Here is an 11,793-nt window from a genome sequence, read left to right on the forward strand (position 1 = left end):
TATATCGCCCACTGCTAAGAACAGCGCGATATTCACCACCTTATCAAACGCTTAACAGCCATCTGATAATCGCAGCGCCAAATAGGGCGGTATTATAGCAAGAAAACCCTATCATCACCATAACTGATGCTTATATTTGCAGGCAGTATGTTTTGTAGAGACGTAAAAGCCCTTATTTTTTAACATCTGATTTTTTTTGCTTGGCCAGCTGACGACGCGCTCGAAAAAACCCCTTAAGTAGCTGACTGCTATGCTCACTGCACAAACCCCGTTGTACGGTAATGACATGATTATAAAAATCTTGTGCCGATAGATCCATCTGACTACCCACCATACCAGCTCGCGGCTCATTGGCCGCATACACCAGCCGCGCCACTCGCGCATGGATTAGCGCGCCCATACACATGGTGCAAGGCTCTAAGGTCACGTACAAGGTGGTGTTTGATGGTAGGCGGTAGTTTTTTAGGTGGCTACAGGCATCTCTTAGAGCGACTATCTCGGCATGAGCGGTGGCATCATGGCGTCCGATTGGCTCATTAAAGCCTTTACCAATCATCTGCTGCTCATGTACCAGTATCGCGCCAACTGGCACCTCGCCCAGCTCAGCGCCACGCTGAGCCAATGCCAACGCTTGATGCATCCACTGTACATCTTCTAGCGTCCAAAACTGCTGAGTGCTCAGCTCAAGCTGATGTCGAGCACGGCTACCAGCAACGTCCACAGACAAGCTATCGGGGCTTGAGTGGTAACTAATACCATCAGGCAGACAACAATGATGTGCCTGCAGTGTCTCTGCGGCAAAAAAAGGAATGGTCATAGATAACTACTGTGGCAACTGCCAATCAATGGGGGTACGGCCATGCTGCCGGAGATAATCATTGGTCTTCGAAAACGGCTTGGTGCCAAAAAATCCGCCACGGTTTGCCGCCAGCGGCGATGGGTGGACAGCTGTTAAAATTAAATGTTTATCAGCATGGATGTATTTGCCTTTTTTCTGGGCTTTACTACCCCACAAAATAAACACCGTATGCTCTGTTTGTTCGTTGATCACATCGATCACTGCATCGGTAAATTGCTCCCAGCCTTGATTTTGGTGACTGTTTGGCTCACCTTCTCGCACAGTCAACGCACTGTTTAGCAGTAATACACCTTGCTGCGCCCAATAAGTCAAGTCCCCATGCGCTGATGGCTGAACACCGATATCATCGGCCATCTCTTTTAGCAAGTTGTTGAGTGACGGCGGTTTTGGAATGACTTTGGGTACCGAAAACGACAACCCCATGGCCTGACCTGGGCGATGATAAGGGTCTTGCCCTAAGATGACCACTTTAACGCGAGATAATGGCGTGAGATTAAAGGCATTAAACATCAGTGGCGCTGGTGGATAGATGCTATCTGGCGACTGATAAGCTTCCTTTAAAAAAGCCCGTAGGTTGTCCATATTCTCAGAAGTCAGCTCATCTGCCAAGGCCATCTTCCAGTCTTCTGGCAAACGTACTTTGTCTAAGATGGCTTTTTTTTGTGCGGCTGTTTTTGGCGCTTTTGCATCGAGAGGTTCCATACTGTGTCCTTTTTTAGTTGTTATAATCAATTGAAAATAAAACTGTTATATAAGTTTAAACGCGCTACTGGTATAAATTTTACTTGCGTGCTGCGTTCCCAGAGGCTGCGCAACCTACGTTTAAAAATAGCATCCCAGTAGCGCTATGACATTTTTAGAGTGTATCGACTATATATTCTTTTTAGAGTGCATCGGCTATATATAGGCCGTATCTTCAATTCAATCGATAGTTATCTAAACGGGTTCACTATCTATAAAAGTTGGCTGGCTACTACCTACAAGACCCTTACTTTTAGTAAAATCAATCAACATAAATAAAAATGAGTTGATGAATTATAACAATAAAAAAACGGCTACCGCACGAATATGGTAACCGTTCTTATTATCTTAGTAGCAAAGCCTTAGCTGGCTAATGACTCAGAGTCTGGGTGTGGCTCGTGCGTCTCCACCACCGTCAGCACGATACGACTGTCTGCTGAGCCTGTATTGGCGCTCTGACCTTTTTCTAATGCGACAGCGTTTTCGTCTGTTTCGTCTGTTTCGTCTTGTGCCTCAGGTGCCAAGGTCAGATGTACGACCCCGCCATTGACCAAGTCACCAAACAAAATCATACTCGCAAGCGGCTTTTTGATTTCATCCTGTATCAAGCGCTGCATCGGACGCGCCCCCATTAGACGATCATAGCCTTTGTCCGCCAGATAGTCACGTACGTCATCGTCGATCTCTAATGTCACTTGTTTGTCATCGAGCTGTACTTGTAGCTCAACCAAGAACTTATCGACCACTGAGACCACGACCGAGGTATCTAATGGATTGAACTGAATAATCGCATCCAAACGGTTACGGAACTCAGGGGTAAAAACCCGTTTTAACGCCTCAGTATTGTCACGGCTATGATCTTGCTGGGTAAAGCCCATGGACGAGCGGCTGATACTCTCCGCACCGACGTTGGTCGTCATGATGATAATCACCTGCTTAAAGACAGCAACGCGGCCATTATTATCCGTCAACGTACCATGGTCCATCACCTGCAGTAGCAAGTTAAAAACATCAGGGTGGGCTTTTTCGATCTCATCTAGTAGCAGGACGCAATGCGGATGCTGATTGATTTTTTCGGTCAGCAAACCGCCTTGATCATAGCCAACATAGCCAGGAGGCGCGCCAATCAAACGTGACGCGGTGTGCGCTTCCATGTATTCTGACATATCAAAACGTACCAGCTCCACGCCGAGCAGGTTGGCCAACTGACGCGATACTTCTGTCTTACCTACCCCTGTTGGGCCGGCAAACATAAACGAGCCAATCGGCTTATCTGGCGCTTTGAGTCCAGCTCGCGACAGCTTGATGGCATCTGCCAAAGTCGTGATGGCTTCATCCTGACCAAACACCAAGTGCTTAAGGTCACGGTCCAAGTGCTCCAAGATACTCTTGTCATCACTGGACACCGATTTGGGCGGAATACGGGCAAGCTTAGCAATGATGGCTTCGATATCTGCCACATCGATTTTCATCGGTGCTTTTTTCACCTCAGTGGCTTGAGAGTCCTCATGAGACTTCTCGTTCGCATAGGCTTGATCATCGGCTTTGGCAGTGTTTGCCTCCGCTTGCATCTCGCTGCTATAGTCTGTCTCAGCATCGTCCGTTGCTGCAACTGGTGTATCAAAATCCTGCTCTAAATCAGCGATGAAGCTTTCTTCTGCCGCGACATCATCAGCATCAGGGACGACACCCAAACGCTTATAGGCACCTGCCTCATCGATGACATCTATCGCTTTGTCTGGCAAAAAACGCTCATGGATGTGCTTGGCTGACAATTGAACTGCTGTGACCAATGCTTCATCACTATACTCAACATTATGAAACTCTTCGTAACGCGGTTTAAGCCCGCGTAAAATATCGATAGTATCGTCGACACTTGGCTCTTTTACGTCGATTTTTTGGAAACGACGAGAAAGAGCATGATCCTTTTCAAACACCTGACGATACTCGGTAAAGGTGGTCGAGCCGATACAGCGCAGCTCGCCGTTGGCAAGGGCTGGCTTGATCAGGTTTGAGACATCCATATTGCTACTCATCGATGACCCTGCACCGATAATCATATGAATCTCATCAATAAACAAAATCGCATTGGGTTTTTTCTTTAGCGCATCAAGCAAGGATTTCATGCGCTTCTCAAAATCACCGCGATACTTGGTGCCAGCGATAAGCGCGCCGATATCCAGACTATAAATCACGCAGCCATTCAACGGCTTTGGCGCTTTTTCGTTGATGATAAGCCACGCCAAACCTTCAGCGATAGAGGTCTTACCTACGCCTGGCTCGCCCACCAATAGCGGGTTGTTTTTGCGGCGACGGCATAGCACCTGTGCCGCCCGCTCAATCTCAGACGCGCGGCCGATAAGCGGATCGGTCTTACCTTCCGCGGCACGCTGGTTTAGATTGGTAGCGAACTCAACTAGCGGATCTTTACTGGTCTTTTCTGAGGCACCGCGGCGCTCACCTGTCATCGATGCACGTGGCTCTGATGGTTCATCTTTATCTTGACCATGCGAGAGATACTGCGTCAGCTCTAGACGGCTGATGCCTTGCTTTTTGAGCAAATATACTGCATAGGTGTCGTGCTCTGAAAACATCGACACAAGAATATCCGAGCCTTCTACCAGACGGCCGCCGCCGATAGACTGTACGTGAAAGATAGCACGCTGCAAGATGCGATCAAAGCTTTGGGTTGGCTGCGGGGATTGCTCGGTATCAGCATCCACCGTCGGCGTGTGCTTATTAATATAAGCCTCAAGCTCGGTGCGTAGCGCTGAAACATTGGCATTACAAGCGGTTAGGGTGTTGGCGGCATGAGTGTTTTCTAGTAGCGCCAACAATAGATGCTCAACAGTGAGATACTCATGCGATTTTTGGCGCGCAAGCGTCATTGCTAAACGCAAAGAAACTTCAAGATGACGACTTAACATAAGGGCTTCCTACGGTTGTACCTATCTTTATAATTGATAGCTTTATGAATGAGTTAGTAAGTAAATCAGGGCGATAGATGGATTGTTCAAGGGCAATGGCGGCATAATTGCTTGATATCAATCAATAATGCTGACCATAACCTCCTTGTTTTGGATACCCTTACCGATAAAAAGAGTCATCTATCGACGATTAAGCCTGCGCCGAGCAGTCGAGTACAGGGCATTATGACTCATATTCGCTTTTCTTTATCTCAACACGATATTTACCCATAGTCAATCTATTAACATCGACTAAAATGTATCGAAGCATATTGCGTCAAGACAGCAAGATAACAAGATAGACAAACAGGCAGGATAAGAAAGCAAACAACAAGGAGGCAGAGATACAGAAGTAAGGTGAAGAATGGGGATATGATAGCAAATTGGTTATAAGAACAGTACAGCGAGATAAAACATCATTTTATTATCTAACGCCGTAAAACCACGTCCTTCTAGGGCGTGGATATCAGGCATCAGTCGTTGTCGTACAATATTGTGAACCCCTTGATAACCAAACGTATTGATTTTTTGAGGCTTACGTAAAGGTGTTGGCATCAGACGTCGCTATTATCCTTTATTACCCTTCCCCTTGATGTGGTTCGATTTGGGTCAATAACGGATACCCTTCGCGGTGAGCCAGACTGTTGACTTTTTTGGCCTTAGTTTCAGCGATATCTTTTGGGTAGATACCCGCGATACCTTTGCTACTATTATGAATGGTCAGCATAATCTCCACAGCAGCATCCATACTATGACGAAACTCCGACTGCAGGACATACACTACAAACTCCATCGGTGTGTAGTTGTCGTTGTACATGACCACTGCATACATCGGCGGCTTGGCGATTTCTGGCTCAGCCACCAGTACGTCTGCTTGCGGTGAGGTTTCCTCTTCTGTATCACCATCTTGGGCACGGTGGGCGGGCAGGTTTGGAAAGTGCCAATCGCATACCGTTGGCGTATCTTGTAGTGTCATTTGTTTTATCATAATCAAAGTATAATTATAAGGTAAATTTGAAGTTGTAGAAGTGATAAAGGTGATAACAAGCAGGCAGACTATTATCGTCTATTACTGATGTCGATCTGAACAGACAGATGGCCGCTAGTCTGTCGCACTCTTTGGTTCAATCGGGCTTTCATCCACCTCAGGCAGATCCAACAAAGACAGCGGCATATTGTCCACCCTGTCGCCCAGCTTCCAGTCATACAGCTGCTCTACTTGCTGATTGCCTGCTTGCAAGCTGAGTTTGACTTGTAGAGGTTTAAAGCCTGATGGCATCATAAAGCGACCACGAATACGTACGATACCTTCTATCATATGGTTTGCCGGCTCAAGTGGCACTTCGACTAGCTCGCCATCATTGAGCAAGGTCAAAGTTGGTCTTAGACGTTTGGCTGAGCCATCCGCACTGAGCATACCAATATCAAACCCATACTCAAAAGCATTCTCAGGTAGCGGCTCAATCTTAGCCCCCAGTACTTTTAGTGGCATGCCGCCTTTTTCAGTGAGCGCCTCTGCATACACCTCATTTAGCTGCGTCAGTTGGCGATTTTCTACTGTCAGAGCTTGCTGGTTTTCACGCAGTTCATGTAAGTTTGCTAAGCTAATAGCCAGCTCTTGCTTAGCAGTGGCGGCTTGATTGGTCGCAATCTTATTACTCAGACGCAAATCCTCAAGCTCTTTACTGGCCTCTTTGCTATCAATGATCGCCTGCTTTGCTTCGTTTTGCATCGAGTGAGTACCGCGCTGATAGCCAAGTTTGTGACCAAACATCAGCCCCACAATCGCGGTGACCAGTATCACCACCACAAACAAAGCCAATACCAACGACGAAGCACCTTGCTGCGTGCGCCCGATATTGCTCGCCACGCTGTTTTTAAAAGACTGCTTTCTTTGCTCCATATCGCATGGAGCAAAGGCTTGGCATGATACACATGCTGACTGCGGGCTAAGGCGTAGTGCAATCTGAATACGCATTTAGACAGTATCTCTTAATAGTAAGGGCAAGTTAGTATAACGGAATTTATAATCAATACCTAGCACCATAAATGTGAATAATAAGGTAAGAAAAAAGCGAACAAAACAACACCTTAAGGAACAATAGGTGCAAAATTCAATCCCAATGACTCCTCAAGCCCAAACATGACATTCATATTTTGTACCGCTTGTCCTGCTGCTCCTTTTACGAGGTTATCCTGTACCACGATCACTGTCAGCTCAGCGCGCTCGTTGTCTTGATGTATCGCTATACGCAGACGGTTACTGGCGCGGACACTGCGGGTATCTGGATAATTGCCTTTGGGCATGACATCGATAAATAGCTCACTTGCATAAGCATTCTCAAAGGCTTGCTGCCAGTCAATAGCCGTCCCAGCCTCTGTCATCTCCATATGAATGGAGCTGAGCATACCGCGTATCATCGGCACCAAATGCGGTAAAAAACGAATACGATGCGTAAACTGACTGCCTAGTAACTGTGCCACACCCTGCTCGATCTCAGGCAGGTGACGATGCCCCTCAACGCTATAAGCCTTAAAATTATCTGTCGTTTCGGCATAATTGAGCGCAAGTTTTGCCTGACGTCCAGCGCCTGAGACACCAGATTTTGCATCAATGACAATACGCGGCTCGATCAGCCTATCTGCTTGGGTGTTTTGTTTTTCGATAATAGGCTTGAGACCTAAAATCGCCGTGGTAGGATAGCAGCCAGGGTTGCCTACGACCAGCGCCTCGGCAAGCTTGGCACGATTGACCTCAGGTAAGCCATAAACAGCCGTTTTTAGCCGCTCAGGGCAAGCATGCGACTGCTGATACCAGTGCTCAAAATCCGTCAAGGACTGCAAACGAAAATCAGCAGCCAAATCGATGACCTTAACGCCCACTTGCGTGAGCGCCTCGGCCTGCTTCATCGCCACTCCATGAGGGGTCGCAAAAAACACCACATCGCACTTTTGTAACGCCCCAAGTGTATCTTCACCCAAATCACTAAAAACGATGTCTGATATACCGCGTAAGCTTGGGAATATCTCATCAGCGCGCGTACCCGCCTCGCTACGTGACGTTAGCAAATCAAGAGACACGTTGGGGTGGGCAGACAATAAGCGAATAAGCTCAATACCTGTATAGCCTGTACCGCCGACAATAGCTGCTGAAATCATAAGATATCCTTTTTTACTTGTTTTTTTACTTGAGTAACATCATGCCTAAAAATAAAGTAGCCAGAAAACAAACGCAAGTATCGCTCTACTCTCATCAAGCTCGCTGATAGTACCCGTCGCGGGATTCGACTGGCGATAAGCATTTGCTCTCACATCAAAGCATGGCTCATACGCTATAAACTAAAGTTTATAGTCATGAACCGCATCAATAAATACCTTGGCATTGTCAGGGTTGACCCACTGCGTGATACCGTGACCTAAGTTTGCCACGTAGCCTGTTTTTTCGCCATCTGCATAGGCTCTATCGAGCATCGCCGTTACTTCTGCGCGGATGGTGGCAGGCGAGCCGTACAAGGTTGCTGGATCTAAGTTGCCTTGTAGTGCTTTGCTGCTCTGTAGTTTTTTGTGCTGCTTGGTCAATTGACGCTGGCTCTCATTGAGCACTTGGCGCGCGCGATCTAGCGGCATGGTCCAGTCTAGCCCGAGTGCGTCCGCCTGACTGTCTGCTTGCACATCGAGCCACAGGCCACCGCCTTTGGTAAATAGCACCACTGGGATCTGCGGGTGACGAATCTTTAGCTCAGCGACGATACGCTTATTATAGGCATGAGAGAAGTCAACGAACTGACGATGACCAAGCGTGCCGCCCCAGCTATCAAATATCTGTAAAATCTGAGCACCAGCGACCACTTGAGCATCCAAGTAATCCACCACTGCGCTAGCCAACTTATCCAATAACTGATGCAAAAACTCAGGATTGCTATACAAAAAACCTTTGGTATAACGATAGTCCTTTGAGCTGCCGCCTTCGATCATATAAGTGGCTAGCGTCCAAGGGCTACCAGAAAACCCAAATAAAGGTACTTGGCCATTTAGCGCCTGACGAATACTGGTCACCGCACGCATGACATAATCAAGCGAGTCATTCATATCCAGCACTGGCAGTCTATCAAGGTCTGCCTGCTGACGAATCGGGTACTTGAACTTTGGGCCTTCGCCTGTCTCAAAGTACAAACCCAAACCCATCGCATCAGGAATGGTCAAAATATCGCTAAATAAAATCGCCGCATCCAAATCATAACGACGCAGTGGCTGCAAGGTGACCTCGGTGGCACGCGCAGTGTCTTTACACAAGCTCATAAAATCGCCAGCCTCTGCCCGCGTGGCTTTATATTCTGGTAAATAACGGCCAGCTTGACGCATCATCCAAACAGGGGTGGTATCAACAGGCTCAAAGCGTAAGGCACGTAGCAATCTATCGTTTTTTAACGGCGCAAACGTTTGCTGGACCGAATGATTATTGTCTGAAGCACTCATGTACAAATCTCCAAAACCACACAGTATTTATATCTCTTTGCATACTGTACTGGATAAATAAAGTGAATAAAAAATGATAAACGCTGATAACGTATAGATGGCGGCATATAAATACTAAAAACCGTCTCATGAGTTGATAGGAGCGCCCAAAGCTTAAGCTTAAGATTAAATGCCATTTATTATTAGGGCGTGTCCTCAATCAAATATCTATCGATAGATATCGATAAAAATAAGGACACGCCTTCGTCATTGAAAATAGCGATCAGACCGCTAAATAGGATCAGACGGTCAGTGCTAGATTGTCTCGGTGCACCATGACTACGCGCTCTTCATGATTGCCAAGTATCTTATCAAACTCCTCAGTTCGCTCACGAGCTACACGGTGCGCATCACGAGATGAAAAGTTGACTTGGCCGACCGCGATACGCTCGCCTGTGTCTTGGTGCACCACTTCTACCACATCGCCTTCATCAAAATCGCCGCGTACCTCTACCACCCCGACAGGCAATAAGCTCTTATTATGCTCGACCACCGCCTTGGCCGCTCCAGCATCGACGATCAGGGTGCCTGACATGCGTAGATGGGCAGCCAGCCACTGTTTGCGGGCGATGATTTTGTCTTCATCATTGGTGGTCAATAGCGTACCCACCGCCTCGCCTGAGACCACTCGCGTGATGACATCATCGATCGCACCACTGACAATCACCGTCGGACAGCCGCCCATAGCAGCAAGGCGACCGGCGCGGATCTTAGTCAGCATACCGCCGCGCCCAAGCTTGCCGCCATCACCTGCGATATCAAACAAATAATCTGCCATCGCGCGCTCTTGGCGAATCATCTTGGCATTGGGGTTGTCACGCGGGTTGTCTGTAAAGACGCCTTCTTGGTCTGTGAGGATAATATACAAATCTGCATTGACCATCGCCGCTGCCATCGCGCCCAATGTGTCATTGTCACCAAACTTAATCTCATCAATAGTGATGGTATCATTTTCATTGATGACCGGCAGGACGCGCCAGTCCAACAATTGGGTCAAGGCGCCAGTAGTATTTAGATAACGACTACGGTTGGACAAATCATCGTGTGTCAGCAAAAGCTGTGAGCTTTGGATACCGTGTTGAATCAAAGCCGACCACCAGGTCTCAATCAAACCCATCTGACCAATAGATGCACACGCTTGCAAGGCGGCAAGCTTCCGTGGGCGCTCCTCAAGGTTCATACGTACCACACCTTCGGCAACTGCACCAGAGGACACCAGCAGCACTTCCACGCCTTGCTTATGCAGCTTTGCAATTTGCTTGGCCCATTCGTAAATGGCAGTTCGATCCAGCCCTCGGCCGTTATTGGTTAATAACGATGAGCCAATCTTGACAATAACGCGCTGAATATCAAAGTTGCGAGTTTGCTTAATAAACCTTGCTTCTTCGGTCGTATTTGCTATGTCATCTGCCATATAAACTCCTGTGTCTTGTGTCAATTGATTACGGGGGTTACTCTAAACATTTAAGTATATCAGCTTAAGCATCATAGCTTAAGGCACATAAACCACCTCAACGCCATCTTCGTCGTCATCTAAACGATCATCGCTGTTATCTATACCTTCACGCGCAGCTCGGCGAGCGGCTCTATATGCTTCGCGCTGGGCTTCGGTATTTAGGCGAACTTCTTCTTCTAAACGCGCGAAACGCTCTTTTTGTGCTTCAGCAAAGATAGGGTCTTCTATCTCACGCTCGCGCTCACGCTCAATATCGTTCATCAGGTGGTATTTGACCGCGTCCACCCCCTCCCCAGTCAAGGTAGAGGTGCGAAAGACCATACCTGTCCAGCCAAGCTCAGCCACGATATGCGTACACAGCTCGTTTAAGTCTTCATCATTAACCTGATCGATTTTGTTGAGTACCAAAATCTGCGGGAGGTTGGCCAGCTCAGGAGAAAAACGCTCAAGCTCATTTAAGATCACGCGGGCGTTTTCTACCGGATCACTGCCATCGACGGGCTTGACATCGACTAAGTGTAGCAGACGACGCGTACGAGCCACGTGCTTTAAAAAGCGAATACCCAGCCCAGCCCCTTCGGATGCGCCTTCAATCAAGCCTGGGATATCTGCCATGACAAACGAGCGATGGCGACCGATATCAACGACACCTAAGTTTGGCACCAACGTGGTAAAGGGATAATCCGCCACCTTTGGTTTGGCAGCCGAGACCTGACGGATAAAGGTGGATTTACCCGCATTGGGCAAACCGACCAATCCCACATCAGCGACGACTTTTAGCTCAAACTTAAGTACTTTTAATTCGCCCTCAAAACCTGAAGTCGCCTTGCGCGGTGCTTGGTTGGTCGAGCTTTTGAAATGGGTATTGCCCAGACCACCATCGCCGCCCTTAGCAACCAATAGCGTCTGACCAATTTCGACCAAATCTCCTAACACTTCGTCCGTCTCGGTATCGACCACCGTCGTACCGACCGGCACAGGCAGATAAATATCCTCTGAGCCTTTGCCTGAACAGTTTTTACTTTGTCCATTTTCACCGCGTTTTGCATCATAGCGGCGCGTATAGCGATAGTCCACTAGGGTGTTGGTGTTGTCATCAGCAATGACATAGACATCACCGCCGCTACCACCATCACCGCCATCAGGGCCACCACGTGGGACATATTTTTCTCGGCGAAAACTGGCGATTCCGTTACCACCGTCACCTGCTTTTACCGTTACGACGGCTTCATCAATAAATCGCATCTTACGTTCCT

General features: G+C 47.8%; 10 protein-coding genes. All 10 read right to left on the reverse strand.

All coding sequences use genetic code 11. The features are described from left to right. Window positions 1-172: 172 nt before the first annotated feature. The 10 genes from tadA to cgtA all read right to left on the reverse strand — a co-directional run bounded on the left by tadA (window position 173) and on the right by cgtA (window position 11,782). On the reverse strand, window positions 173-817 hold the full coding sequence (gene tadA, locus ACNFVB_RS09485) for a tRNA adenosine(34) deaminase TadA (RefSeq protein ID WP_430737320.1): 645 nt from the start codon (window positions 815-817) through the stop codon (window positions 173-175). Between the two features lie 6 nt (window positions 818-823). Further along, the gene (locus ACNFVB_RS09490; protein ID WP_430737321.1) at window positions 824-1,561 is read right to left on the reverse strand and encodes a uracil-DNA glycosylase; all 738 of its coding nucleotides are present in this window, start codon (window positions 1,559-1,561) and stop codon (window positions 824-826) included. 401 nt (window positions 1,562-1,962) lie between these two features. Then, window positions 1,963-4,527, reverse strand: a complete 2,565-nt coding sequence (gene clpA, locus ACNFVB_RS09495; protein ID WP_430737322.1) for an ATP-dependent Clp protease ATP-binding subunit ClpA — start codon at window positions 4,525-4,527, stop codon at window positions 1,963-1,965. Window positions 4,528-4,953: 426 nt separating this feature from the next. Continuing rightward, a complete protein-coding gene (locus ACNFVB_RS09500) occupies window positions 4,954-5,121 on the reverse strand; it encodes a hypothetical protein (protein WP_430737323.1) in 168 nt (55 codons plus the stop codon). 22 nt (window positions 5,122-5,143) lie between these two features. After that, window positions 5,144-5,542, reverse strand: coding sequence for an ATP-dependent Clp protease adaptor ClpS (locus ACNFVB_RS09505; RefSeq protein WP_430737324.1), 399 nt, complete (start codon window positions 5,540-5,542; stop codon window positions 5,144-5,146). A gap of 126 nt (window positions 5,543-5,668) precedes the next feature. Further along, complete coding sequence (locus tag ACNFVB_RS09510; RefSeq protein WP_430737325.1) at window positions 5,669-6,544, reverse strand: hypothetical protein; 876 nt, start codon at window positions 6,542-6,544, stop codon at window positions 5,669-5,671. 113 nt (window positions 6,545-6,657) lie between these two features. After that, window positions 6,658-7,725 carry an N-acetyl-gamma-glutamyl-phosphate reductase gene (gene argC, locus ACNFVB_RS09515; RefSeq protein WP_430737326.1) on the reverse strand — a complete coding sequence of 356 codons (1,068 nt, stop codon included), beginning with the start codon at window positions 7,723-7,725 and terminating at the stop codon, window positions 6,658-6,660. 180 nt (window positions 7,726-7,905) lie between these two features. Then, window positions 7,906-9,042, reverse strand: coding sequence for a uroporphyrinogen decarboxylase (hemE, locus tag ACNFVB_RS09520; RefSeq protein ID WP_288996685.1), 1,137 nt, complete (start codon window positions 9,040-9,042; stop codon window positions 7,906-7,908). 280 nt (window positions 9,043-9,322) lie between these two features. Continuing rightward, complete coding sequence (gene proB, locus ACNFVB_RS09525) at window positions 9,323-10,495, reverse strand: glutamate 5-kinase (RefSeq protein ID WP_201584713.1); 1,173 nt, start codon at window positions 10,493-10,495, stop codon at window positions 9,323-9,325. Between the two features lie 78 nt (window positions 10,496-10,573). Beyond that, on the reverse strand, window positions 10,574-11,782 hold the full coding sequence (cgtA, locus tag ACNFVB_RS09530; protein ID WP_198336484.1) for an Obg family GTPase CgtA: 1,209 nt from the start codon (window positions 11,780-11,782) through the stop codon (window positions 10,574-10,576). Between the last annotated feature and the right edge of the window lie 11 nt (window positions 11,783-11,793).

The organism is Psychrobacter sp. VH5, assembly GCF_050572635.1.
GTDB classification, from domain to species: domain Bacteria; phylum Pseudomonadota; class Gammaproteobacteria; order Pseudomonadales; family Moraxellaceae; genus Psychrobacter; species Psychrobacter celer.

Coding starts and splice junctions, on each gene's coding strand:
- cgtA (WP_198336484.1), bottom strand. CDS start 11,782: ATGCGATTTATTGATGAAGCCGTCGTAACGGTAAAAGCAGGTGACGGT.
- ACNFVB_RS09505 (WP_430737324.1), bottom strand. CDS start 5,542: ATGACACTACAAGATACGCCAACGGTATGCGATTGGCACTTTCCAAAC.
- ACNFVB_RS09500 (WP_430737323.1), bottom strand. CDS start 5,121: ATGCCAACACCTTTACGTAAGCCTCAAAAAATCAATACGTTTGGTTAT.
- proB (WP_201584713.1), bottom strand. CDS start 10,495: ATGGCAGATGACATAGCAAATACGACCGAAGAAGCAAGGTTTATTAAG.
- tadA (WP_430737320.1), bottom strand. CDS start 817: ATGACCATTCCTTTTTTTGCCGCAGAGACACTGCAGGCACATCATTGT.
- argC (WP_430737326.1), bottom strand. CDS start 7,725: ATGATTTCAGCAGCTATTGTCGGCGGTACAGGCTATACAGGTATTGAG.
- ACNFVB_RS09510 (WP_430737325.1), bottom strand. CDS start 6,544: ATGCGTATTCAGATTGCACTACGCCTTAGCCCGCAGTCAGCATGTGTA.
- clpA (WP_430737322.1), bottom strand. CDS start 4,527: ATGTTAAGTCGTCATCTTGAAGTTTCTTTGCGTTTAGCAATGACGCTT.
- ACNFVB_RS09490 (WP_430737321.1), bottom strand. CDS start 1,561: ATGGAACCTCTCGATGCAAAAGCGCCAAAAACAGCCGCACAAAAAAAA.
- hemE (WP_288996685.1), bottom strand. CDS start 9,042: ATGAGTGCTTCAGACAATAATCATTCGGTCCAGCAAACGTTTGCGCCG.